The organism is Planctomycetia bacterium (genome assembly GCA_015200345.1).
Classification (GTDB): Bacteria; Planctomycetota; Phycisphaerae; order UBA1845; family UTPLA1; genus PLA3.
Genome location: CP054187.1, coordinates 1,516,081 through 1,539,663, shown reverse-complemented (window position 1 = coordinate 1,539,663; position 23,583 = coordinate 1,516,081). Strand labels below are relative to the sequence as shown.

The 23,583-nt window shown below is 63.7% G+C and carries 20 protein-coding genes and 2 tRNA genes; 10 read left to right on the top strand and 12 right to left on the bottom strand.

The genetic code is table 11. The features are described 5' to 3' along the window. Nucleotides 1–6: 6 nt before the first annotated feature. Nucleotides 7–795: an ABC transporter ATP-binding protein gene (locus tag HRU71_06440; GenBank protein QOJ04938.1), complete on the bottom strand. Its 789-nt coding sequence runs from the start codon at nucleotides 793–795 to the stop codon at nucleotides 7–9. Nucleotides 796–886: 91 nt separating this feature from the next. Here HRU71_06440 and priA point away from each other — a divergent pair, with 91 nt between their 5' ends. Both priA and HRU71_06430 read left to right on the top strand, forming a co-directional pair. Beyond that, a complete protein-coding gene (priA, locus tag HRU71_06435; protein ID QOJ03144.1) occupies nucleotides 887–3,325 on the top strand; it encodes a primosomal protein N' in 2,439 nt (812 codons plus the stop codon). Between the two features lie 26 nt (nucleotides 3,326–3,351). Beyond that, the gene (locus HRU71_06430; GenBank protein QOJ03143.1) at nucleotides 3,352–4,596 is read left to right on the top strand and encodes a hypothetical protein; all 1,245 of its coding nucleotides are present in this window, start codon (nucleotides 3,352–3,354) and stop codon (nucleotides 4,594–4,596) included. Here the strand turns inward: HRU71_06430 and HRU71_06425 are convergent. After that, nucleotides 4,582–5,859: an MltA domain-containing protein gene (locus HRU71_06425; protein ID QOJ03142.1), complete on the bottom strand. Its 1,278-nt coding sequence runs from the start codon at nucleotides 5,857–5,859 to the stop codon at nucleotides 4,582–4,584. The two genes, HRU71_06430 and HRU71_06425, sit on opposite strands and share 15 nt — an antisense overlap. 413 nt (nucleotides 5,860–6,272) lie before the next feature. Here HRU71_06425 and HRU71_06420 point away from each other — a divergent pair, with 413 nt between their 5' ends. Then, complete coding sequence (locus HRU71_06420; protein ID QOJ03141.1) at nucleotides 6,273–7,262, top strand: matrixin family metalloprotease; 990 nt, start codon at nucleotides 6,273–6,275, stop codon at nucleotides 7,260–7,262. 67 nt (nucleotides 7,263–7,329) lie between these two features. Here HRU71_06420 and HRU71_06415 read toward each other — a convergent pair whose 3' ends face one another. After that, entirely contained in the window at nucleotides 7,330–8,124 is a 795-nt protein-coding gene (locus HRU71_06415) for a UvrB/UvrC motif-containing protein (protein ID QOJ03140.1), read from the bottom strand. A 929-nt stretch (nucleotides 8,125–9,053) separates the two neighbouring features. On the opposite strand from HRU71_06415, the gene HRU71_06410 reads away from it, so the two are divergent. The 3 genes from HRU71_06410 to HRU71_06400 all read left to right on the top strand — a co-directional run bounded on the left by HRU71_06410 (nucleotide 9,054) and on the right by HRU71_06400 (nucleotide 13,007). Further along, nucleotides 9,054–10,577, top strand: a complete 1,524-nt coding sequence (locus HRU71_06410) for a S1 RNA-binding domain-containing protein (GenBank protein ID QOJ03139.1) — start codon at nucleotides 9,054–9,056, stop codon at nucleotides 10,575–10,577. A 169-nt stretch (nucleotides 10,578–10,746) separates the two neighbouring features. After that, nucleotides 10,747–10,819: transfer RNA gene (locus tag HRU71_06405), tRNA-Phe, on the top strand. A 517-nt stretch (nucleotides 10,820–11,336) separates the two neighbouring features. Beyond that, the gene (locus HRU71_06400; protein QOJ03138.1) at nucleotides 11,337–13,007 is read left to right on the top strand and encodes a peptidylprolyl isomerase; all 1,671 of its coding nucleotides are present in this window, start codon (nucleotides 11,337–11,339) and stop codon (nucleotides 13,005–13,007) included. Between the two features lie 27 nt (nucleotides 13,008–13,034). On the opposite strand, the gene HRU71_06395 is transcribed toward HRU71_06400, so the two are convergent. From HRU71_06395 to HRU71_06375, 5 genes are all read right to left on the bottom strand, one after another. After that, nucleotides 13,035–14,330, bottom strand: a complete 1,296-nt coding sequence (locus HRU71_06395) for a DUF1573 domain-containing protein (GenBank protein QOJ03137.1) — start codon at nucleotides 14,328–14,330, stop codon at nucleotides 13,035–13,037. A 2-nt stretch (nucleotides 14,331–14,332) separates the two neighbouring features. After that, on the bottom strand, nucleotides 14,333–14,872 hold the full coding sequence (locus HRU71_06390) for a hypothetical protein (protein QOJ03136.1): 540 nt from the start codon (nucleotides 14,870–14,872) through the stop codon (nucleotides 14,333–14,335). 74 nt (nucleotides 14,873–14,946) lie between these two features. Further along, nucleotides 14,947–15,177 (bottom strand): hypothetical protein, encoded by a 231-nt coding sequence (locus HRU71_06385; GenBank protein ID QOJ03135.1) that lies wholly within the window; start codon nucleotides 15,175–15,177, stop codon nucleotides 14,947–14,949. Next, nucleotides 15,174–15,632 carry a hypothetical protein gene (locus HRU71_06380; GenBank protein QOJ03134.1) on the bottom strand — a complete coding sequence of 153 codons (459 nt, stop codon included), beginning with the start codon at nucleotides 15,630–15,632 and terminating at the stop codon, nucleotides 15,174–15,176. Before HRU71_06380 ends, HRU71_06385 begins: the two co-directional genes overlap by 4 nt. Before the next feature lie 29 nt (nucleotides 15,633–15,661). Then, nucleotides 15,662–15,898: a zinc ribbon domain-containing protein gene (locus HRU71_06375; GenBank protein QOJ03133.1), complete on the bottom strand. Its 237-nt coding sequence runs from the start codon at nucleotides 15,896–15,898 to the stop codon at nucleotides 15,662–15,664. A 196-nt stretch (nucleotides 15,899–16,094) separates the two neighbouring features. Here HRU71_06375 and HRU71_06370 point away from each other — a divergent pair. From HRU71_06370 to HRU71_06360, 3 genes are all read left to right on the top strand, one after another. Further along, nucleotides 16,095–16,167: transfer RNA gene (locus HRU71_06370), tRNA-Glu, on the top strand. Between the two features lie 500 nt (nucleotides 16,168–16,667). Then, a complete protein-coding gene (locus tag HRU71_06365) occupies nucleotides 16,668–17,306 on the top strand; it encodes a DUF3052 family protein (protein QOJ03132.1) in 639 nt (212 codons plus the stop codon). A gap of 22 nt (nucleotides 17,307–17,328) precedes the next feature. Further along, a complete protein-coding gene (locus tag HRU71_06360) occupies nucleotides 17,329–17,982 on the top strand; it encodes an HAD family hydrolase (GenBank protein QOJ03131.1) in 654 nt (217 codons plus the stop codon). A gap of 81 nt (nucleotides 17,983–18,063) precedes the next feature. On the opposite strand, the gene HRU71_06355 is transcribed toward HRU71_06360, so the two are convergent. The 4 genes from HRU71_06355 to HRU71_06340 all read right to left on the bottom strand — a co-directional run bounded on the left by HRU71_06355 (nucleotide 18,064) and on the right by HRU71_06340 (nucleotide 21,385). Continuing rightward, entirely contained in the window at nucleotides 18,064–18,360 is a 297-nt protein-coding gene (locus HRU71_06355) for a hypothetical protein (protein ID QOJ03130.1), read from the bottom strand. Nucleotides 18,361–18,462: 102 nt separating this feature from the next. Then, a complete protein-coding gene (locus HRU71_06350) occupies nucleotides 18,463–19,683 on the bottom strand; it encodes an alcohol dehydrogenase catalytic domain-containing protein (protein QOJ03129.1) in 1,221 nt (406 codons plus the stop codon). A 225-nt stretch (nucleotides 19,684–19,908) separates the two neighbouring features. Beyond that, complete coding sequence (locus HRU71_06345) at nucleotides 19,909–20,361, bottom strand: N-acetylmuramoyl-L-alanine amidase (protein QOJ03128.1); 453 nt, start codon at nucleotides 20,359–20,361, stop codon at nucleotides 19,909–19,911. 175 nt (nucleotides 20,362–20,536) lie between these two features. After that, nucleotides 20,537–21,385, bottom strand: a complete 849-nt coding sequence (locus HRU71_06340; GenBank protein QOJ03127.1) for a class I SAM-dependent methyltransferase — start codon at nucleotides 21,383–21,385, stop codon at nucleotides 20,537–20,539. Nucleotides 21,386–21,596: 211 nt separating this feature from the next. Between HRU71_06340 and HRU71_06335 the strand changes: the two genes are divergently transcribed. Next, complete coding sequence (locus HRU71_06335) at nucleotides 21,597–23,438, top strand: amino acid permease (protein QOJ03126.1); 1,842 nt, start codon at nucleotides 21,597–21,599, stop codon at nucleotides 23,436–23,438. The last annotated feature ends 145 nt before the right edge of the window (nucleotides 23,439–23,583 follow it).

Sequence of the window (23,583 nt, the reverse complement as noted above, 5' to 3'; positions counted from 1 at the left end):
CGTGTCTCACTTTCCCCCGCGCAGACGAGTTGCCGTCGCGCCGCTCATCGCCAGCACGTGCTCGGAATGGCCGCAGAGGTGCAGAAAGATCTCCGACAGCCGCTGGCGACCGGCGCGCTGCCGCAGCGCCGCAAGATCGCCCTCGCCGACGATCCGCCCCTCGTGCAGCAGGCCGAAGCGATGGCAGAGCGTCTCCGCCTCGTCGAGGTAATGCGTGGAGAGAATGATCGCCTTGCCGGCGGTCGCCTCGGCGCGGACGAAGTCGAGCACGATGCGATTGGTGAGCACGTCCAACCCAAGCGTCGGCTCGTCCAGGATGAGCACGGGCGGATCGCCCAGCAGAGCGCGGGCGATGTTGGTGCGTTGCTTCTGGCCGGTGGAGAGTCCGCCGCAGCGCAGATCGGCGAAGCTGTGCATGTCGAGCCAGTCGAACAGGGCGGCGATGCGGCGGTCGATGGCGGCGGGAGTCATACCGAGCAACTCGCCGAAGTAGCGCAGAAACTCGCGCGGCGTCAAACGCTGGTACAAGCCCGTGCTGGCGGTGAGATAGCCCAGCGCGCGCTTCGCGGCTTCGCGATCGTGGCGCACGTTGTGGCCGTTCAGCGAGGCCCAGCCGTCGGTCGGCGTGAGCAGGCCGCTGATCATGCGAAGCGTGGTGGTCTTGCCAGCCCCGTTCGGCCCGAGCAGGCCGTAGATTTCCCCCGGCCGGACGATGAAGGAGACCCCGTCGACGACGCGCTTCAACCCGCCCTCGGTCGTGGGGAAGTCCTTGGTCAGTTCATGCACTTCGACCATGCCGTTACTGTACGCGAGCGCGCAGAGCGTGCAATGTCGCCACCTGCGGCCAGGCAGGAACCCGCTCCGGTGCGGCGGTATCATGAGAGCCATGTCATCTCGAAAGCGAGATCGATTCACCGGCTCCCTGATGGAAAAGCCGTCGCTCGAACACGGGCCGGTCGCGACGATCGCGCTGCTGCGCCCGGTGGACAAGCCTTATTCGTATCGCGTGCCGGCGGAACTGGCGGCGGCGGTGAAGCCTGGCGCACGCGTGCGCGTTCCGTTCGGGCGAAGCGGCGTGCCGGCGGACGCGATCTGCATCGCGGTGTCCGAAGGAGCGTGGGAAACGTCGTTGCGACCGATTCTTTCGGTGGATGAATCGTGCGATCCGATCCCGGAGCGGTTGCTCGAACTCGGCCAATGGGTGTCACGGTACTACGCGGCGCCACTGGGGCGCACACTGGATCTGCTGGTGCCCCGAGCCGCGCGGCGCAAGGCGGGCTTTCGGAAGGTGCGCTACGTTCAATGGGTGGATACCGCAGCGCACGAGGAAGCGCACCCCGACAAAGCAGATCAACGAGGCGATTGCACGAGCAAACGTACTTCGGGCGAAGAATCGCAACAGAGTACGATAGCGAACGATCAATCAAAGCCGGGGTGCGTCGGCCCGGTGAACGATGAACGCGCGACGCATGCGAAAAAGCGCCGTCCGTCCGGCTTTGCGGAGAAGACGGCGCGCATCGTATCCGTGCTGGCAAACGCGGGGGGGCGCATGGAGATCGCGGCCCTGTGCACGGCGGCGGCATGCAGCGCTGCGACGGTGCAAACACTGGCGCGGCGCGGGCGCGTGACGATCGAGGTCGAACGTGAGCCGCTGGAAGCATCCGCGCCGGTGGTGGAGCGACACGAGCCGGACTTTTCGCTGAACGCGGATCAGCAGGCGGCCGTGGATGCCATCGAATCGGCCATCGGAAGAGGCGGATTCAGCGTGCAGGTGCTGTTCGGCGTGACCGGCAGCGGTAAGACAGAAGTCTATGTCACGGCGATCCGGCGCGTCATTGCCTCTGGGCGGCAGGCGATTTTTCTTGTGCCGGAGATCGCGCTGACGACGCAGACGATCGTGCGGCTGGCGGCGCGGTTCGACCGCGTGGCGACGCTGCACAGCGGCTTGAGCGACGTGGAGCGGTCGCGCGCGTGGAGTGCGATCGCGCGCGGCGAAGTGGACGTGGTCATCGGCACGCGCAGCGCGGTGTTCGCACCCTGTCCGAGCCTGGGGCTGATCGTCGTCGATGAGGAGGCCGAGCCGAGCTACAAGAGCCAGGCCAGCCCGCGGTATCACGCGCGGGATGTCGCGGTGCGGCGCGCGTCGCTGGAAGGGATCGTCTGCGTGCTGGGGTCGGCGACGCCGTCGCTGGAGACGTGGCAGAATCTCAAGACGCGCCCGCACTACAAACTCCTGCGCCTGCCGCGCCGCGTCGGCGATCTGCCGATGCCGCAGGTGCATCTGGTCGATATGCACGAGGAGCATCACGCGCGCGGCGGGGTGCATCTGCTCTCGCGCGAGATGGAGGCCCGGCTGGCGGCGACGCTGAACCAGGGGCAACAGGCGGTGATCCTGCTGAACCGCCGGGGTTATGCGAGTTACCTGCACTGCCCCAAGTGCCGCTACGTCGCGACGTGCCCGCGGTGCAGCGTGCGAATGGTGTTTCACCAGACGACGGGGCAGGTGCATTGCCATTATTGTCTCAATCGTGTGAATCCGCCGGTGCAGTGCCCGATGTCCAATTGCGACGGGAGAATGGTGCGGTTCGGCCTGGGGACGCAGCGTGTTGAAGAGGAGCTGGCGCGGAAGTTTCCGGCGACCCGCGTCCGGCGCATGGACTCGGACGTGATGCAGCGCGCGGCGGACTACGCCGAGGTGCTGTCAGCCTTCGAGCGGCGCGAGTTCGACGTGCTCGTCGGCACGCAGATGATCGCCAAGGGGCTGGATTTCCCGTTCGTGTCGTTTGTCGGCGTCGTCAGCGCCGATACGGCGCTGGCACAGAATGACTTTCGCGCCGAGGAACGCACGTTTCAACTTGTGTTGCAGGTCGCAGGCCGCAGCGGGCGGGGCTTTGCCGGCGGGCACGTCGTGGTGCAGACGTTCGCCAAGGACAACGAGTCCGTGCAGCACGCCGTTCGCGGCGACTACGAAGCATTCGCCGAGCGGGAACTGGCGAGCCGTCGGCGCAATCATCTGCCGCCGGCGACGCGGATGGTGCGGATCGTCCTGGCCGACCGGCAGGCGTCGAAACTGTCGAAGGAATCGATCGCGATGGCGGATCGGCTGCGGGCCATTCTGGCGAAGCGAAATCTCGGGGGGACGGTGCAGCCGGCGCGCGAGGCGTCGATCGCCCGGCTGCGCGATCAGTATCGCTACGAGATCGTGATGATATTTTCGGGCGGCGATGCGGTGCTGGCGGCGATGGATGCCTTTCGGGCGGAGGGGGCGCTGCGCAGTGCGATCCAGAGCGTCGTCGTGGACGTAGACCCCGTGTCGTTGCAATAGCGCGCGGGGGAGGGGATGATTCGGCCATGTCCTTGATCGTGTTTGAAGACGCGGGCTTTCGCAACCTGCTGCCGCTGGTCTATTCCCGCGCGACGTTTAATCTCCGGATCGGTTTCGACAACCTGCTGGCCAAGATCGAGACGGCCGTCAATCGAACAGCCGATGCGGTATTCGTGCGTCCGGTGCTGGCGGCGGTGATGGCCGAGCGGCAGCCGCGGCGCGTGAATCAACCCTCGACCTGCGACGATCAGTTGTGGGTGAACGGGCGCGTGTTGCTGCGAGCCGCGTTCGCGTTGCCTCCGATGTCGGCTGTGTGGCAAGGGGAGGTGCTGGTGGCCGCGCGGGTGAATCGGGCGCTGGGTTCGCAGTTGACGCCAAACGTATTGCTCGATCCGGTAGCCCTGCGGCAGAAGCTGGGCGGGCTGGCCGGTGCGACGATGTCGGACGAGATTTGGAGGCTGATCGACTGGCCGTGGCAGGCGGTGCAGGAGAACGCGGGCGAGATCGTGCGGCAGGCGGCGCAGCGGCAGTGCGACGTGCTGGGTCGCGTGTACGCCGGCGCGCACCTCGTGAGCGGGCACGCAATTCACGTCGGCGGTGGAACAACGATCAAGCCCGGCGCCGTGCTGGATGCCGAGGAAGGACCGATCTACATCGGGGAGAACGCGACGGTTTCGCCCGGCGCGGTGATCGTGGGGCCGTGCTATATCGGTGACAAATGTATTATTAATCCCGGTGCGGCCGTGCGGCCTGGGTGCAGCATCGGCGAGGCGTGCAAGATCGGCGGCGAGGTTGAGGGCACGATTTTTCACGGCTATTCCAATAAGCAGCACGACGGGTTCATCGGGCATTCGTACGTCGGCGAGTGGGTGAACCTCGGCGCGGACACGGTGGGGAGCGATTTGAAGAATACGTACGGCCCGGTTCGCGTGCCGATCAACGGCGTGCCGGTTGAATCCGGGCAGACGTTTGTCGGTGCGTTCATCGGGGATCACACCAAGACCGCTATTGGCACGCGGCTGCCGACCGGCGCGGTGTTCGGCTACGGTTGCAACGTGTTGGGAAGCCGCATGCCGCCGCAGTTCGTGCCGAGTTTCAGCTGGCTGACGGATGCCGGCGCGGCGCGAAATGACCCGGTCAAGGCGCTGGACGTGGCGCTGAAGGTCGTGGCCCGCCGCGGGCGGAAGTATTCCGCGGCGGAGCAGAATCTGTTCATGGCGATTGCGGAGGAAGCGGGGCGGGTGGAACGCGATTCATCATTCGCCCGATGACGTCATCGTCGCCCCGGACGATTCCGTCGATTCCGTCGATTCCGCCGCGCCCGGTTGCCCCGCCATCTGCCCCGGCGGCTGCACGCCGTCTTTCAGGAACAGGTAATACAACCGCCCCTCGCTGTAGGTGAATCCCGCCATCTTGCCGGCTTCGTCGCCGACGCCCATGTAGATGTCGCAGCGGCCCGGAGCGCGGATCGCCGCGCCGCGGTCCTGGTCCAGCACAAACGTGCGGAACGGCCGCTTGGTGCCGTGGTCGCGCTCGTCGGGAATGCGCGTGTCAACAAACGCGAGGCCCGCGCGGGGGAAGATGTCCTTGTCGGTGGCGATGGAGTGATAGGGCCGAACCTTCTCGGCGAGGCAGCCGTACGGCCCGCCCGTGGATTCCTGAAAGAAAACGTATCGCTTGTTGAGGTGCAAATAGGTGTCGATGTCTTCGGGGTGTTCCTTGAAGTAACGAATGAGGGTATCGAGCGAAAGTTTGTATTTGTCGATTTTTCCATCGGCGACCATCTGGCGGCCGATGGGTGTGTACTCATGCCCGTTGTGGCCGGCGTAGCCGATTTCAAAGAGCGACTGATCGGGCAGGCGGATGAAACCCGACCCCTGCACGGTGAAGACATACGCCTCGAAACGATCGCCGAGCCAGACGATTTCATTGCCCATGAGTTCCTGGCTGGTTTCGATTTCAGCGCGGGTTTTGTACGGCCCGCCGAGTGGGTTGCCCTCGACGTCCTTCGTGAAGCCGGGCGGCAGACGATAAAGCGGCACGGTGTATTCCGCCGTCTGCTCCTTGCTGCCGTTGAAGATCGGCGAGTAGTAGCCGGTGAACAACACGGCGCCATCATCGTCGCAGCCGATGGACATGTACACGTCGTAATCGCGACGAATGGCTTCATCGAGCGCCTCGGGGCTGTTGGATTGGTCCAGCGTCACGAGGAAGGCCTGAAGCGTCGCCATGGCTTTCTCATGCGTGATCGGTCCGAGCGGGTAGTACTTCTTGCTCGACGGCTTCTTGAGGTAGTTGATGCTGCTCTGCACCGCGTCGCGCAGGGTCGTGCCCTTGGCCTTGTACCACGCATCGCCGAACCGCGGGTATTGCGACGGGTCGATCTTGCGCAAGGCGAACGCGCCCGGCGGCAGCGGGCGGTCATAATCCTTGTCGATGTTGCCGATCGGCAGCGGCTGGTCGGGCTTTTTGCAGCCGGTCAGCGCGATGGATGAGAGGGCCATTGTGCAGAGCAGAATGAACGTACGCGGCATGATCCGACTCCTTTCGGCGGGGTCGCCCGATCCCGGTACGGGATCCGATCGTTTCGGGCGACGCGACTATCCTTATCTGCCGCCGAATATAACGGCCGATCCGGGGTGCTGGCAACTGGTTTCGCGCCCGCGCGTCCGCGAATTCCGGCGGTATAATCGCGGGTGCGGAGCCGGGTCGGACCCACGTGCCCCGCGCCGCGCGAAGCGGGATCCGTCCGCATAGGATCAAATACCCCTCGCCGGAGAACCTTCGCCGTGAGTACCTCCTTGTGAATTCCCATAACGCCATTGACCTTTCCGTGCCCGCGCCTCACCGCGAATCGACCGGCGTATTCGCCTCCCGCGGATTCGCGCCGGCGCTCCTCGCGCTTGCCATGCTCGTTTGCGCCACGGGCCTTAACTGCGGCGGGAGCATGGACACGCCGCTTCCACCCGGACCGATCGGTAGTTCGCTCGGTACCGCGACGCGCTTGCTCCTCGACGACGCCGGATTCGCCGCATTGAATTCGAGCCTCGCTCCGAGCAAGGTCGATGTGTACGACCTGGGACCGGTTCAGCCGGGAGATCGTGTTCGCGTCGCGCTGGAGCCGCCGGTCGGCACGCTGCGCCCCAAGACGGCGGTGCTGGATTTTGACGGCGTGCTGTTCACGTACTATTCCGGGCAGGGCGGCGCGGCGGGTCTGCAAACCATCATTGACGCGGTGGTCACACAGGCGACGGGCAAGCTGTTTCTCTGTCTGGCAAACTCGGCGGCGAACAACGTGACGCAGGCCTATTCCGGCTCGGTGGAGATTCTGCGCAGTGAGCCGATCCCTACGCCGCCGCCGCAGATTCTGCTTCTGAACTTTGCCGGCGGTTCGATCATGCTGCCCGAGGGGAACTTCACCGTCCTGCCGTTTAATGCCGCCGACATCGACGCGAACTACGCGGGCATGACCGCCGCGATCAAGATGAAAATTGCTGACGTCGTACGGGAGAACTTCGAGGGAACGCCCGTGCAGGTCGTCACGAGCGACGACCCGCCGCCCGCGGGCCCCTTCAGCACGATTGAGTTTGGGGCGTTCAGCGCCACGCTCTTTGGAATCTCGCAGGATGTCGATCAGGAAAACGTCGATCGCTGCGACGACGCGATTGTTTTCACCAATGATTTCGACAAGGCGTTCGCGGTGCAGCCGACCGCCGACGGCATTGCCACGGCGATCGGCAACGTCGCGGCACACGAAGCGGGGCACCTGCTCGGGCTGAACCACACGTCGGACGTGACGGATTTAATGGACACGACCGGTTCTGCGAGCACGTTGTTGGCGGACCAGGATTTCAAGACGGCAAATCTGCACCCGAACATTTTTCCATTCGGGAAGCAGGATGGCCCGGCGTTGATCGCCCGCGTGGTGGGGCCGTAAGTGGGGCGAGGTTGCGTTGGCGCGCGCCGCGACGGGTGATTCCGCGAGCCGAATCCATTGGGATTGGCTACTTCTTGGGACGCCGGCGGACCGGGGCGCCGGACTGTTGTTCGCGCATGGCTTGCATGCGTTGGCGAAGCACGATGGCGTCTTCATAGCGCTCTTCATCCACGGCGCGTTGCAGTTCTTCTTCGAGCTTCTGCATCGGGTCGGCCGGCAGGCGCGCGGCGATTTCGCTGCGAAGCGCCATGAGAATTGACACTTCAGTCGCGTCTTCCCATCGCTCGTCCTGGCCCGACTCGGTCATCACATCCTTGATGGCGGTCAAGCCCGCGTTCACGCGCGCCAAGGCCGTCTTGAAGGAGCCTTTTCGCAGGGCGAGGTGGACCTCGGCGCGGGTGTTCATCATGATCAGGTAGGGGCGATACTGCTCAAGCACTTCGCGATCGCTCTCTTCGCGGGCGTAGTTGGCGCACAGATCGAGCACGCGCAGATTGCGACTTGTGTCGCGCTGCACTCCGGCGAAATCCTCCAGGACGAACTCGGCGAGGTACCGATGGTAGTACTGGACGGATTCCTCACGCAGCGCCTGGCACTCCTCGGGCGTCAGCTCCAGCCCCAGATCGGTGCCGTTCTTGTTCATGTGCTCGTTGATGCGGTTCTCGTGATAGTCCAGCAGGGACTCGAATCCGTGGGGACGAAGCCCGTCGGGCCGACCCTGCACCTCCATCTGGAGCAGGCCCAGGTCCAGGCGCATCTGGATCTTGATCGTGCCGTCATCACCGGTGATCTTTCGCACCGTGATTTGATTGGGCTCGTAATCCCAACCGGCCAGGATACGTCGCAGATCGTGAGAGGCCATGGCAGTCTCCCCCAGCTTAGGGATTTCGTCTCGGGAGTCACTCCATTATATCTCTTAACTTCGGCCGAATGCGCCGGAATCTCGTCCATTGATTCCCGCACGCGCATTTTTTTCGCATGGTGCCGATAAAGCCGATGACAACGCGCCATCGTGCGGCCTATCATTTTTCAGAAGCCTCGCACCGATACCGTCCAGCCGTATCGTTTACCGACCGCGCTCGCCGTCTGCGCCGCGCGCGGACATCGGCTGCCGAGCCATCCCTTGAGTGCTTTCGTTGTTGCTACAACGGTCCATTTCCTGTTCTCACGGCTTGTTGCGTTCGTCGCAGCATCGCCCGTCAACATCGCGCTGCTGCGACTGCGCCGGCTTCGATTGGTCAGACCTTTTCTCACTTGCGGCGATAGTCCGAAAGGAATCCGATTTGTTAAAAGAAACCACCGGCGGGGCGAAAAACGCGCTTCGGGATCGGGTTCTCGACACGGCATTCTCTGACCGATGAAGGACGTGGACGACCCGGCGGCGGTGTCGACTTGGCCATCGTCTTCCGGTATCGTATGGTCTGATCGGCAGGAGGGAGATTCCCGCCGTTTTCTTGCTGTCTCGTCCCGCACGCAAATGGAATTGCTGCGACGAACGTTCGTCGAATCGCCACGCGCTCCGTACGGCTGGGAGCGCGGTTCGATCGATGATCGCCTCTGCGTGACTGCTTGTTACCCAGCCGAACGTTCGCGCGGCCGCCCGTCGACCGCGCGTGGATTGAACCGATCATGGACTCGACCGATCCCATTTCTCAACCCGCCGATTCACACTCGTCTAATTCACCATCCGCCGCGCCGGCGAATCCGCCGGCGCCCGACGCTGCCGCCGCGCCGGTTCGACCCTCCGGCGGGGGAGGGGCGCCTCGACAGAAGTTGTCCGGAGCGGAACTGGTGGCCTCTCTCGCAGGCGTCGATGACCCGTCGGTCAATGCGGCCCTTGAAGAGGCCATGGCCGGGCTGACGGAATCCGATCGCACGGCCGACGTGAACAACCAACTGGCCGTGGGTGAGCCGACGACCGACACGATCGTGTCAGGTCGCATCGCCAACATCGGGTCGGAGGACGTGCTGATCGATTTCGGCGGCAAGAGCCTGGGCACGATGCCCAAATCGGAGTTTGGCAAGGATGAAAATTTCGCCGTCGGCGATTCGATCGAGGTCGCGGTCCTTGGCAATGATGATCGCACAGGTTTGCTGAACGTCTCGCGGCGCAAGGCACGTCAGGCGGCGATTCTGCGCGAAATGAAGCCCGGCGCGGTGGTCACCGGCGTCGTGACCGGCATGAACAAGGGCGGTCTGGAGGTCAACATCGAAGGCCTGCGCGGGTTCATCCCCGCGAGCCAGGTCGACGTGCACTTCCTGAAGGACATCTCGGAGTTGATCGGCAAGACCGTTTCGGCCGAGGTGACGAAGCACGATCCCGGTGAGGAGAATATCATTCTCTCCCGGCGCAAGTGGCTCATGAAAGAGCAGGCGCAATTACGCGAGAAGGCACTGGGCGAGCTGGAGGTCGGCCAGATTCGCCGCGGCAAGGTGAAGGGCATCGCCGAGTATGGCGCGTTTGTCGATCTCGGCGGGGTCGACGGCCTGTTGCATGTGACCGACATGAGTTGGGGCCGCGTCAACAAGCCCGAAGACGTCCTAAAGGTCGGCGACGAGATTGAAGTCAAGATCATCAAGCTGAACAAGGAGAAGAATCGCGTTTCGCTTAGTCTCAAACAGGCGCAGCCTGATCCCTGGACGCGCGTGACGGAGAAATACCCCGTCGGCGCGAAGGTTTCCGGCCGGGTCGTGCGGCTGCAGAACTTCGGCGCGTTTGTTGAGTTGGAGCCGGGTGTGGACGGCCTCTTGCCGCTGGCCGAGTTGAGTTGGACGCGCCGCGTGCACCACCCGAAGGAAGTCGTGAAAGAGGGCGATATCGTCGAAGTGGGCGTGCTCTCGGTCGATGCCGAGAAGAAGCGGATCGGATTGAGCCTCAAGGCGGTGACCGATGATCCGTGGTCCAAGGCCGCCGAGAAATACGTGGCCGGTTCGAAGGTCACCGGCAAAGTTGTCCGCACCACCGAGTTCGGCGCGTTTGTCGCGCTGGAGGACGGCATCGACGGCCTGATTCACATTTCGGAACTGTCGGACACGCGCGTCAAGGCCGTGACCGACAAGGTCAAGCCGGGGCAGGAGGTCGAGGTCCGCGTGCTCGGCGTCGATCCGGCGAACCACAAGATCTCGCTTTCCATGAAGACGCCGCCGCGTGAGCCGACCCCCGAGGAACTTGCCGAGCGCGCCGCCGCCAAGGCCGCCGCAGAGAAGGAAGCGGCCAAGCGCCGCGAGAAATCGGCCGGCCGCCGGGGTGGTCTTACGATTTCGTGGGACCAGGGGTTGGGATCGCTCGATCCGTCCAAGTTCGCGCGGTCGTAATCGGTCGATCTGCTGTATGATGAGGAGCGTCCAAATCGCCTGCAATCGAGCCAGCGGGTGCGTGTCGAGGCGGCACGGTTGCGGCTTCTCTTGCAACCCGTTCAATCCCGATTCATAATCGCCAGTCTGCCATGCGGGTAATCGCCGTTGGCCTGATTGCCCGGCAGGCGGGTAGGTAGCTCAGTTGGTAGAGCAACGGACTGAAAATCCGTGTGTCGCCGGTTCAATTCCGGCCCTACCCATTTCACTTCTGGTCGTTTTCATTCACTTCGTTGCGCGGTAATGCCTTGCTCGCGGCGTCCTTGGCTTGATCTCGCCGACTGTCTCGATTTACCCGATTCCGCGCACGCCGTTGAACGGTATTGCACCGCCGGGTGCAACGCTTCGCCCAGCAGTGACCTGCTCCCCGAGGCTTGATCTGGTTGTTATCTGTCTTACCTGCCCGAATGGCCCGCCCCCGGTTGGCCCGCCGCACCGGACAGGCTTCGCCCGGCTCGAAACGAACGCCTTGCGCGACGGCTGGGTATCGCCTCGCCCGATAACTCATCCGCCGATGTCGTAATGGCTGTGCCTGGGGGACTTGCACCTCAAGCACGTTGCCGGACCGTCCGAAATTCCTTCGACGGAAGGTCCCGCTGCGTTTCGTCGCCCGGCAGCGGACTGCACCCCTGGTGACGGAATACAATGAACAACCGCCTTTCTCGCACAGGGGCTGACGAAGGCCGACCGGTTCCACCGAACGGTCGAATGGGGAACATCATGTCCAAGCGTGCGATGGTACTCTGTCTTCTGGGCGGCCTGGCACTGTCACTCGGCATGACGGCCGACGGCTGCGGCGGGGTCGGCAGCCTGCTGAACTTCCGCGGCCCGCCGGCGATCATCCCGAACGTGCCCGACGGCGACACCTTCACGCGCACCTTCACGGTCGATCTGCGCGCCTATCCCGAAACCCATCGGATCAACTGGGATTTCGGCGACGGCGGCATGCTCAACAACATGACCGTCTCGACGGGTCGCACCGTGAGCCACCAATACACCGGCAACGGCGTCTTCAACGTGCGCGTGCATCTGTTCAGCGCGGCCGATCCGATCAATGGGACGCCTGCGGCGTTCCTGGCGACTGGTTCGATTCCCGTCGAAGTCCGCGGGCCGAACGTCGCGCCGACGGCGGCGTTTGTCTTTTCCGACGTGCGTGACAGCGAGGACAATCTCCTGCCGCTTTCGCGCCGGTTCAATGCGTCCACCAGCCGCGACCCGGACGGCGTGATCGAATCCTTCGCGTGGGATTTCGGCGACGGCACATCCGATGTCGGCAGCAACGTCGTGCATGAGTTCCCACGCAGCGGACGATTCGTCGTGCGGCTCACCGTCCGCGATGATCGCGGCGCGGCGTCGAACGTCACGCGCACCGTGCTGATCAATGCGTTGCCGACGGCGGTCTTTACCTTCACACAAGACCCGAACAACGCCCTGCGCTTTAACTTCGATGCGACCGGCAGCACGGACAGCGACGGCAACATCGTCCGGTTCGCCTGGGATTTTGCCGACGGTCAGACCGGCGAAGGCGCGACGATCAGCCATACCTACGCCGAACCGAACGATTACAACGTGCGACTCACGGTGACCGATGAGGTCGGTGCATCGTCGTCCACCACCCGGCTGGTCGATGTCGTCGGCACGGACGTTTTCGTGAGATCGCTCAATCCCGACTTCGGCGTGGTGGGCACGACGGTCACCGGCATCATCGCCACGGGCGAGAATTTCGTCGACGGCGCGATCGTCCGGCTGACGCGTAACGCCACGACCATCGAGGGCACGAACGTCGTCGTTCAGGGTTCTTCCACGCTGACGTTTGACGTGGACCTCCGCGGCGCGCCGCTCGGCGATTACAGCGCTCGGGTCATCAACCCCGACGCCTCGTCCGACACGCTCGACAACGCCTTCCGGGTCGTCACGGCCAATCGCGTGCGCCTCTCCACGACGCTGGGCGATATGGTGTTTGAACTCGTGGACGATGCCCCGATCACGACCGCGAACTTCCTGCAATACGTCACCGATGGCTTCTACAATGGCACGATCTTCCATCGCGTCGTGCCGGGCTTCGTTGTTCAGGGCGGCGGATTCCTGCCTGGCAACGTTCAGCCGGCCGGCCTGCGCCCGCCGATTCAGAACGAGTTCAGCCCCAGCCGCAGCAACGTGCGCGCCACCGTCGCCATGGCCAAGCTCGGCGGCGATCCCAACTCTGCCACGAGCCAGTTCTTTGTCAACCTTGCCGACAATTCCGCGAACCTCGACAACCAGAACGGCGGCTTTACGGTGTTCGCGCGGGTCGTTGAGGGAATGGACGTCGTTGATGCCATCGCCGCGGTGCCCCTCAACGGGGAACAGCCGATCACCGACGTGATTGTGACGTTTGCACGACGCGAATAGCCGGCCGGGCGAACCGCGCGATCGAATCTACGGCGCCGGCGGCATCATCCCCGGCTGCCAGGCCAGCGGAACGGAATCCGGCCGTGGCGACAGGGGAATGTCCCGATCCACAACGACGGGAATGTCGATCGTGTGTCGCTGGGCGTCCGTCGTTTCAAAACGGATGATCTCGCCCCAGGGCGGCGGGACCCATTGCGGTCCGGGCAGCTTCAGCAAGGCCCGCCATTCGTTCGGCTTGGCCGGGTCCTGTGGAAGCAGCCGCAGATCAAAGCTTGCGTCGCTCGCGAACAGCCCTGTAATGACAAACGGCTGACTTCCGTCATGGCGGATGGTGATCCGTCGCTCCAGGACCGCCGCCCGGTTGGGATTGACGACAATCAGATTGGGACGCACCTCGATGCGGCCCACGACTTCGACCGACACGGGTATTGAAAACCGTTCGAGATCGCGCAGGTTCGTCTGGAGCGAAATCATCGCCTCGGTTCGCCCTTCGTCAAAGGGCGGATGACCGTCAATGGTGAGTTCGTATTCTTCGCCCTCGATCGTCGCCTTCAACGCGGCGCTGAACCGCGACTTCTCCGGGAACATCGGCAGCAACGACAGGTGCAACGGCTGACCCGACGTATTGCGAATCCGCAGGATGCGCTTCAGCGGCACGTCGCCGCGCTTGAGCTTCCCGAACGTGCCCAGCATGCCTCGCACCGGACCCAGCGTGGTCGCGTCGCCTCCGCCCGGAAGCGAGGAATCGTAAATCACTTCCTGCACCGCCGGCATCCGCACGTCACCGCGCATCTCCATCACGATGTAGGGCTGCTGGGGGTCGTTCGTGACCAGCGTCATGCTCTCCAGGAACGGACCGACGCGATTGGCGAGGTTGACGTGGAACCGAACCGATGTGCCCCGATTGGGCAGCACGCGCGCGGCGAGCCGCTCCGTCGTCACGCAGAAACACGACGGTTTCATCTCATAAATTTCCAGCGGCTCCGGACCGTTGTTCTTGAGCAGAAAGGTGTGCGATTGAAGCTGGCCCGACCAGGCCGTGCCGAAATCGTACGAATTCTCATCCAGCTCCCACCAGGCGCCTTTGAGCGTCTCGGCGCGGCGCAGGTTCGGCTGCGTCGTGGATGACCTCATCGCGTTATCCGCCGAGGGCGATCCGGCCGGCGCGCCGTTCAACGGCACAGAGGACTGCGTCGCGGGCGCTTTGATTCCGGTGACCGCCGGCGTGGCGCTTCCCGCGCCGGACGTGGAGTCAGCCGGCTTGTCGCACGCGCCAAGAAAACTCATCCCCAAGACGACCAAGCAGCTGATTGCAGCGCGCATCGTCAGCGAACCTTTCTGGACGGACGGCGATCGGCGGAACGGCTACGCGACAGGCTGCGGGTCGCAGTCTTTCGGCGCGAACCCGCTGATTGCTTCGCCGCGGCACCACGGCCGGTGTAATGTGCGACGGCTTGACGAATGATCTTCACGGCCAGGTCGGCTTCCGATTCCGCCTCGAAGCTGAACATTCCGGCGTAGTGCTTGTCGACGACCTGCGCCACGAAGAAGTTGATGTTGATCCCCGCGTCGGCGAGGCTTGCAGCGATGTGGCGGCCCAGCCCCGGCTTGTTCACGCCTATGACGCTCACGCACGGGTACCCCGATCTTGTGAAACCGGCCTGCCGCGCCGCGCGTTTGGCCGCCGCACCGTCCACCGGCGAGACTTCCACCGACGCACGCGACTTGTCCTGCGTGCTGTAACCCATGACCAGGCCCAGGTCCACCCCGTGATCCGCCAGCGGCCCCAGCGCCGTCGCCAGCGTCCCCGGCGTGTTCGGCTTTTCCGTGGTCCAGAGCGTCGCCCGTTTCACTGTTACATTCATGGCATTATCCGTATGGTTCTTGAAGATGAGGCCGATTCGCCCGCCGCGAGGCGGTCGATCCCTTCGCCGCACCGTCACGCCAGCACGTTCGACACAACAAGCAGCCCCGCCCCGATCAGCATCATGCAGGCAAGAATCGTCACCCAAAGCACCACGCTCGCCTTCGGAATCTCCGACAGCCGCTCGCAGCGGATCGTCTTGTAAACCAGCGCGACGGACAAACACAGCGGCGCCAGCATGGCGATCCGGCCGATTCCCGTGATCGACAGCGGATGAACAAACAAGGTCGCCAGCAGGGCGTTCATCGTACGGCTCCCTTTCCGGGCGGACCGCGCGACACGGCCGGTACCGGTGCTGCTTCGCAGCGCGACAACGTGTCAATGATGACCAGCAGGTTCAACAATCCCGCGATTCCCGCGTAGACGACCGAGATGTTTGACGCCGGCCAAGGTGCCTTGTGCCGATTGCCGTTCAGCGTTTGATCGCGCTTGCCGAGGTACATCGCTGCCACCGCCTGCGGCCCGGCGCACAACTGGGCGGCGATCCAGGCGCCGTTCTCTTTCGGCGTCACCGTGCTGCGCACGCCGCCGACTGCGACGCCGGCCCAGAACGTGACACAAATCACCACGAAGAAAACCGCGCCGCGCGCCCGCTCACCCAGCAGCCAGTGACCCAGACCCGGCACCAGCCAGGCCATGAGGGCCGCGACGGGGGCCGGAACGGAATTCGCACGAGTGGACTGCTGCGGGAGATTGCCCATCCCTTGTTTCCTTACGAAATGCACGCTGGTCAAGTCAGACCGCATGGCCCGGCCGGGTCACCGCAGCGACCGCACCCGCCTGGCGGGACCGGCTGGTTCGTTCGCGACGTTCCCTCATGGGAACGTGCCGCGAACAGACTAAGGCGCTTTTGCACGGTGTCCTTGCCGCAGCGCGGGCAGACCGCGCGCGGACGTGCAGACGCCGAGGGTACCAATTCGTCAAACTCGTGCCCGCATTCGGGGCAGGAAAACTCGTAAATCGGCATATCGGCGATCACCTCACGCCCGTCGCTTCAATCGCTTGAAGCGGCTTCACTTATAACGACGGAGTATACTCCGGATCGCACGATTCGACAAGAAACGGGCGTCGCGGGAGCACTTGCCAACTGCCGAATTCACTGCTCTAATAGTCAGTCCCTCTTAAGTCTGGCCCGATTGGTGAAAGCCGTTCGGGTTTATCCGGCCCCCATCGTCTAGTGGCCTAGGATATCAGGTTCTCATCCTGGAGACCGGGGTTCGAGTCCCCGTGGGGGTGTATCAACACCGGCCCCGGCGTTTCAGCAGACGAAGCGCCGGGGTTTTTTGTGCGCGCTGACATTTTTCAACTCCTTCCGTGTTGAACGCGCCGAAATCGGGCGAGGTCGCGCGATTGTGAATTCATCATGCGATGCCGCCCGAAATGGATTCATTCATGGCGACGTCGGCAATCCACGCTGACGGCGCGACTTGCGACGTTTGCCGGTCGGCGCCGTTCGGGTATAATGGCTTTTCGGAAACGGTTCGCGGTTCGTCGGCAATGGGCGCGGTTCAATCGCAAGCCGGCATGCCATGAGAATCGTTTCCTTCGGGGCAAGGCAGGTCTTGGGCGCACGGTGACATCGATGCCTGGCTTTTGCGAAGCAGCGTGATCACGCGAAAGTGTCGGCGCTCCAAGCAGGATGTCTTCGTCCTGGGTCTCGTTTTTTCCGCGTGCGAATCGCCGCCCGTCGGTCGCCGCGCACGACGGCCCCGAATGATTCGAGAGGAATCGTGATCATGGCAATGGAATCCGCCTGTCACTTGAAAGTCGGCAAGGAGCGCTACGAAGGAAAGGCCCGCATGGAGGCCGACCATATCGATTTTGCCGGCTCCACCAAGTATCGCTTTCGCATCGCCGAGCTGACCGCCCCGCGGCAGGAAGGCCCCGTCGTGCATTTCGGTTTTCATGGGAACACCGTCTCCATCGATCTGCATTCCGAGAAAACCGCCAGCCAGTGGATCGAGCAGATGCGCCACCCGCGCAGCCTCGCCGACAAGCTCGGCATTCGCGACGGCCAGACCATCCGCATCATGAACATTGACGATCCGGCCTTCCTGAACTCGCTCCAGAACAAGTGCGCCCGCGTCGTGCACAACGGCGATGCGCGCTGCGATCTGGTCATGCTCGGCGTCGAACGCGCCAGCGAACTGCGTCAGATTGAAGACCTTTGTGAAAACCTCGAGTCCGACGGAGCGATCTGGGTCGTCTTGCCCAAGAGCGTCCGCACGGTCACCAAGGCCAACGTTCACGCCGCCGCGCGCGAGGCCGGACTGACCCCCGTCGAAGTCGTCGATTTCTCCGAGACCCAGGCGGCGCACAAGATCATGCGCCCGGCACACGCCCGCGCCAAGGGTGCCACCGCTAAGGCACGATGACCCCCCGGCGCGCTCGTTCATCATGTCTGAATCGCTTTCCCAGTGCCCGCGCGTGAACCCGCTCAAGACTGCCGTCCTGTTTGACATGGACGGCACGCTTACGCATGACCAGTTCGATTTCGACGCCATTCGCCGCGAGATCGGCCTGCCGGATGGACCGGCGCGGCGGCCCATTCTCGAATCGCTTGAACAGATGACGGATGCCCAGCGCGCCCGCGCCGAGGCGATTCTCCATCGCCACGAAACGTACAACGCGCAAACGAGCAGATTGCAGCCCGGCGCGCGCGAGGTCGTCGATGGGCTGCGCCGACGCGGCTACAAAGTAGCCCTGATGACGCGAAACAGCCGCGACTCGGCAAGAACCTTTCTCGATCGACACGACCTGGCCTTCGACCACGTGCGGACGCGCGAGGACGGTGTGATCAAGCCCGATCCGACGCCGGTCCGCGAAGTCTGCGCGGCGCTGGGCCGCTCACCGTGCGACGCCTGGGTGGTCGGGGATTACCATTTCGACATTCTGTGCGGCCGAGGCGCCGGCGCGACGACGGTCCTGCTCTGGGTCGGCGACCGCGCCGAACCGCCCGTGCCGCGTCCAGCCTGGGCCGGTGAAGCCGATCACGTCATTTCGCAATTGGTCGATTTGCTGGCGTGCATGGGGCTGGATTCGGCCGAGTAGCGATCGGCGCCGCGGCGCAGGAAAAAGGGCCGGCGCCTCGATCGAAGCGACGGCCCTTGGGATGCCGTTTCAATCGCCGGTTTACTGCGATATGGCGCCGACCGCCGTCGAATTGACGATCGACGGATTCGGCTGCGGGCTGCCGCCGTCGCCGCCGTCACCCGACGGAAGCGCCGAGCCGAGCAGCGAATTGACGATCGCCTGCACGATGCCGTACGGGTTGTACAGGCCCGGCGCTCCGCCGAAGCCCAGGGGCAATACGTAGTTCAAATTCAAGTTCGGCCCCAGCACGCCGACCGCGTCGCAGCCGGCCAGCATGGGTGAGACAAACAAGGCCGCGACGACGGTGAGTTTCGTTACGATTGTCTTCCGACGCATGTCCGATTCCTCCCTGTGGAAAGACTCCTAAGCCCCCCCATCGTCGGCAGGATGCACCGGCTGCATAAGGAGGAACTTTCAGCAGCCCGGCACGGAATGTTATCAGCCACCTGCGGACCGAAAATCAAATGCTGCCTTCAGAACCCCGCGCCGCCCGCGCGACAGCAAATCCCCCAACGCCGTCCGATAGGCGTCCAGCCGATACGTCCGAACCGGAAACGCGTCCAGCTTCAAACGACCCTCGGCCACCCAGCCCATCAGCATCTCGTATGTGTGAACCTTGCTGCCTTCGGACTCTTCCATCTGGCGACCGTTGGCCCCGATGACTTCCAACTCGTCAAACCAGAGCGGGGTGGTATCAAGCAGCGTGATTCCGCTCGTGCCCAGCATCACAACGCACCCTCGCGCCCGCGTCCATTTCATCGCATCGGTCATGCCCGCCCCGTTGCCGGTGCAGTCGTACGTCAGATCAAACCCGCCAAGCAGGCCCTGGTTGCCGAATCGTCCTTCCACTCGCCGGCCGCCGACGCGCCGCGCGATCGCTTCATACCGGTCCGCCTGGCGCGTTCCGCTCGGGATCTCAATCACATCCGTTGCGCCGGCGCTTCGTGCCAGATGCGATTGGAAGGCGTGCCGCGCCGTCGCGACGATTTCATTCCGCAATCCCAGCGCCCGAATCGCCGCGATCACGCCCAGCGCGATGATCCCCGCACCGTTCACCAGCACGCGCTCGCCCGCGCGCGGCGGCCGGCGAAGCACGCCATGCGCCGCCGACGCCAATGGATCAATCAACACAGCCTGCTCGTCGGGCAGCGCGTCCGATACGGCGTGAAGCTGCGATACATGGGCGACAAAGAACTCCGACCAGCTCCCGCCCGTCAGGCGATTCAACCCCACCAGTGCCCGCGGGGGAAGATCGGCGTCGCCCGCATGCTCACAGATCGAGCATCGGCCCGCTGCACACTGTGCACACAGCGGCGCCATCCCGCGGCCCGCGCAGCCGATGGAAGGCTCGACGCAAACCCGCTGGCCGACGGCCCAGCCTCGCACGCCTTCGCCCACTGCTTCAATCGTGGCCACGTTTTCGTGGCCCAGGACGGCCGGAAAGTGTGCAAAACGCTGAAGGACGGTCGCCGGATGGTTGCGCTGCGCGATCAGGGCGAGATCCGTGCCGCAGATGCCGCCCAAGCGCGTTCGCAGGCGCACCCAGTCCGGGCCGGGCAGCGCCGGCATCGGCAGTTCGCGCAGGCGCAGCATCGACAGAGGACCGTAGTACGCGCGCGGGGTGAACAGGCCCGCCACCCGGCAGAGCATCCAGCGCATCGGCGAAGCTTCGTAAACCAAACCGCGCATCGCCGGACAGTATATGCGCTTTGACGCGATCGACGTGCCCGCTTTCGATGACCGAGCGATCCCGCTTCAAAGCCGGGCCGCGTCGGCCCGGTGATTGCGAGATCGCCTCGCTACCTGCACGAACTTCCACCGCGCAACAAAAAACCGGCCGTTGCAGAGCCGGTTGGAGGAGACTCGCTTGTGAGCGGTTCGTGGTCAGCCCGCGCGGGCGACTTGCTCGCCGTGGTCCACGTGGACCTGATCGACGCCGATGTTGAAGCGCGTGCGCAGCTCCCGGATCGTCCGAGACAGCGTCTGCGTCTGCTCGACCGTCGGGGGATTCAGCGGATTGTCGTTGCTTAGCAGGATGTGAATCGTGCCGCGGCGGACAGGCGAAGGCACGCCGCTCTTCCACGCGCTGGTCTGAAACAGGCGACCCTGCTCGTCGATCCGAAAGTGAAAGAATCCCCGTTCGGTGCCCGGTTCCTTCTCGGCGCGGACGGAGATGCGATCCCACGTCGGCGCGGCGCCGACCTTGCCACGCAGCGGTGTCACAGGCGTGACATTCGCCAGCCAGAACAGGAACAACGTCACGCACGTCATGGAAAGCACGAGCGCAATGAGGGTCTTATAGTGCCGGTTGGGGTCGGTTTTGATCTGTGCCCGCATCGAACGCTCGCCCTGGTCTCCCACCCACTTCAAGCCTGCGCGACCGCTAACGTCAACGGTATCTATATGGTCTCTATCGGCTGCTGGCAAACGAAAAATGGCCGGTTTCCTGAAAATTCCCGATTTTCAGCACTGCCCGGCGGCGCTAATACCGGACCGCGGGTTTTGCCGATATTCACTCCCCTTTTTCTAGGAACACCGATCCCATCGTATAGGACGTGCTCCCCGCCAGCACGCGGCGACGATCCATTGTCCCTGTTACCAACGAATGAAGGGCCGCTCCGGTTCGAAGGAATCGGCCGAACCCGAAACACTGCGGCGACGCAAGGTACCGCTTTCCATTGTCGTGGAACCTCTCGTTGCCGCGCGGCGTCAGGCCGGATGGTTCGATGAACTGTCGCCGAACGTCCTCCGGCGTGTCGATCCGACCGAACGATTGCGGATTGGCGAAATCAAACGTGTAAGCGGCCGTACCGCCAGGTTTGAGTACACGCTTGACCTGCGTGTTGCATTCCACGCGCCCCGAAACCGGCAGATGCTCAAACACGCAGACGCTGAACACGTGATCAAAATAACCGTCGGGGTACTCCAAACGCGTCATGTCCATTCGACGGGGAATCAGCCGCCAATTCATGGCTTTCGCGATGCTCGCCGTCCGATCGCAAAGCTCCTGTTGCAGATCGATGGTATGGACCTCGCATCCACGGCTCGCCAAATAGCAGGTGAACAACGACCCCGCGCCGCCCATGTCCAATACCCGCGCCCCATGCCGCATCGGTGTGTTGGCCGCCAGCCAGGCAATTTCCCAAAGCAGAAACCAGGGAACCGTCAGCTCATCCGGATTGCCCGGCCACATCTCGTAAGTTTCGCCGCGATTGATGTGTTCCCACGCGCTGGGCCAGGCATCGAGGTGCCCATACCAGGACGAATAGGCCACCCCGCGCCGCTTCATCCGCCGCATAAGACCGAACAATTCGACCAGCACCTCGCGGCAGACCAGGGAATCTAAGTCGTTGCGGTCCATGGTCTTATTCAACGTTTGGGGATTCATAGCCGGGCAGATTAGCCGCAGGCGAATCGCCATTCCACCCCCTTCTTCGCATCCCCTGACCGATGGAATTCACAGGCCCTTTGGAGCGCGCCGTCGCATCGGGTAGCATTCGCACCACCGCAACGGCACCGGGGACTGGTGTTTCCGGCGGGCGCAATTGCTTTAAGGGCATCACCTACCATTCGTGTTGCAGGTCCATCAACAACGGCCGCGTGAACTGACCTGGCGACACGCCGGGAGCCTGCTGTTTGGGGACTGGGGGACCAGCCGCCTCTACGTGCTGGGTCTGGCGTTTTTCTATTCGGGCACCTCCAGCCCGTGGCACGTCGCGGGCATGTGCCTGCTCATGATCATCGTGGGCTGGGCCTACACGGTGATCTGCCGGTGTTTTCACGACGGCGGGGGGGTGTATTCGGCTGCGAAGGCCACGCACCAGCAGGTCGCCCTGCTCGGGGCGTACCTGCTCTTCGCGGATTACGTGATCACGGCGGGTCTGTCGGCGGTGGAGGCGTTCCGCTATTTCGGGGTATCCGCCGAGTCGGCGTGGATGTTCGCCATTGGGGCGATTTTCGTCATTGCCTGCGTGAACTTCGTGGGTCCGCGGCGTGCGAGCCGGCTCGCCACGATGATCGCGATACTTACATTTGTCTGTATGGTGATCATTGCGCTGTTTTGCATCCCACGGATGGGCCTGTCGCACATTACCTGGGATCATCGCCCGCTCAACGTGAAGTGGACCAGCTTCGTTCACATCATCCTGGCGCTGTCAGGCGTCGAAGCCATCGCCAACATGACCGGCATCATGGTCGAGCCGGTCGGCAAGACGTCGCGCAAGGCGATCTCCGTCGTTCTCGCCGAAGTGGTTTTCTTCAACCTGTTCTTCGCCGTCGCCATGACCAACCTGCCGAGCCTGACGGCGCTGGAGAGCGAGCCGACGCCGATCCTCGCCGATCGGCCCGAGCACGAACTGACGGCGCACGATCTGGCCGCGCGCGACACGATGATGAAAGTGGTCGCGTCGGAAGTGGTTCACCCGACGTTTGGCATGGTCGCGGCGGTCGTGTTCGGGCTGCTGCTGCTGTCGGCGACGAACACGGCGGTGGGGGCGATGATCAGCCTGCAATACGCGCTGGCGCGGGACGGGGAGATGCCCGGCGGCTTTACCCGGCTCAACGCCTTCGGCGTTCCCTGGCTGGGATTGATCACGTCGCTGGCGATCTGCACGATGGTGCTGATTTTCGAGGGCGACGTCGAGAGGTTGGCGCACCTCTACGCCATCGGCGTCGTCGGCGCGATCACGCTGAACCTGGGATCGACCTGCATCAACCGGAAGGTCGAACTGAAGCAATGGGAGCGCGTTGCGCTGGGTACGATCGCCGCGTTCCTGCTCATCGTGGAATGCACGATTGCCTATCAGAAAGTCCATGCGTCGATCTTCGCGCTCTCCGTCATCGCTGGCGGATACCTGCTGCGCGCGCTCGTGAAGAAAGCGCCGGCGGTGAAGCCGTACATTCCCCGGGTCGCCGATGCGGTGGGGAGTTGGTTCGAAGCGCCGCCGGTGGAGGGCGCGAACGCGCTCACGATGGAAGGCATCGAGCCGTTCGATCCGTCGCGGGGTCGGGTGCTGGTCTCCACGCGCGGCAATCCCGATCTGCTGACGTTTGCCGCGGAAGAAGCCGAGGCGCGGAACTGCAACCTGCTCGTTTTGTTCGTGCGCGATCTGCGCGTGGCCTACGGGCCGCCGGCGGACGGTCAGTTTCGCATGGAAGACGATCCCGACGCCGTGCCGATCTTCCTTCAGGCGCATCAGCTCGCGCGCGAGAAACGCATCCCGCTTGTGCCGATTTATTGCGTCGCGCGATCGCCGGCCGAGATGATTCTCGACTTCGCGGGAACCTACGCCGTCGATTACGTCATCATGGGGGTGACGCGGCGCGGATCGGTCTTTCGCACCCTGCGCGGCGACATCATCTCCGAGGTCGCGGCGAACCTGCCGAAGGAAACGAAGCTGCTGATCCACGCATGAGCGTGGCGGAATTGAGAATGACGAATTAGGAATGTACAAGCTGTTTCAAAACCCCCTCTCCCTTTCAGGGAGAGAGTCGGGGTGAGGGTGAATCCTTTCGGTTGAACCACATTTCCCCCTCACCCAACCTCTCCCCCAAGGGGGA

Bases quoted from the DNA above. Each gene is read 5' to 3' on its own strand.
- HRU71_06385 (QOJ03135.1), bottom strand. From the start codon at position 15,177: ATGAACGCCCTGCTGGCGACCTTGTTTGTTCATCCGCTGTCGATCACG.
- priA (QOJ03144.1), top strand. From the start codon at position 887: ATGTCATCTCGAAAGCGAGATCGATTCACCGGCTCCCTGATGGAAAAG.
- HRU71_06365 (QOJ03132.1), top strand. From the start codon at position 16,668: ATGGCAATGGAATCCGCCTGTCACTTGAAAGTCGGCAAGGAGCGCTAC.
- HRU71_06420 (QOJ03141.1), top strand. From the start codon at position 6,273: ATGGACACGCCGCTTCCACCCGGACCGATCGGTAGTTCGCTCGGTACC.
- HRU71_06390 (QOJ03136.1), bottom strand. From the start codon at position 14,872: ATGAATGTAACAGTGAAACGGGCGACGCTCTGGACCACGGAAAAGCCG.
- HRU71_06440 (QOJ04938.1), bottom strand. From the start codon at position 795: ATGGTCGAAGTGCATGAACTGACCAAGGACTTCCCCACGACCGAGGGC.
- HRU71_06430 (QOJ03143.1), top strand. From the start codon at position 3,352: ATGTCCTTGATCGTGTTTGAAGACGCGGGCTTTCGCAACCTGCTGCCG.
- HRU71_06345 (QOJ03128.1), bottom strand. From the start codon at position 20,361: ATGCGGGCACAGATCAAAACCGACCCCAACCGGCACTATAAGACCCTC.
- HRU71_06360 (QOJ03131.1), top strand. From the start codon at position 17,329: ATGTCTGAATCGCTTTCCCAGTGCCCGCGCGTGAACCCGCTCAAGACT.
- HRU71_06400 (QOJ03138.1), top strand. From the start codon at position 11,337: ATGTCCAAGCGTGCGATGGTACTCTGTCTTCTGGGCGGCCTGGCACTG.
- HRU71_06375 (QOJ03133.1), bottom strand. From the start codon at position 15,898: ATGCCGATTTACGAGTTTTCCTGCCCCGAATGCGGGCACGAGTTTGAC.
- HRU71_06350 (QOJ03129.1), bottom strand. From the start codon at position 19,683: ATGCGCTGGATGCTCTGCCGGGTGGCGGGCCTGTTCACCCCGCGCGCG.
- HRU71_06395 (QOJ03137.1), bottom strand. From the start codon at position 14,330: ATGCGCGCTGCAATCAGCTGCTTGGTCGTCTTGGGGATGAGTTTTCTT.
- HRU71_06425 (QOJ03142.1), bottom strand. From the start codon at position 5,859: ATGCCGCGTACGTTCATTCTGCTCTGCACAATGGCCCTCTCATCCATC.
- HRU71_06415 (QOJ03140.1), bottom strand. From the start codon at position 8,124: ATGGCCTCTCACGATCTGCGACGTATCCTGGCCGGTTGGGATTACGAG.
- HRU71_06355 (QOJ03130.1), bottom strand. From the start codon at position 18,360: ATGCGTCGGAAGACAATCGTAACGAAACTCACCGTCGTCGCGGCCTTG.
- HRU71_06340 (QOJ03127.1), bottom strand. From the start codon at position 21,385: ATGGACCGCAACGACTTAGATTCCCTGGTCTGCCGCGAGGTGCTGGTC.
- HRU71_06380 (QOJ03134.1), bottom strand. From the start codon at position 15,632: ATGGGCAATCTCCCGCAGCAGTCCACTCGTGCGAATTCCGTTCCGGCC.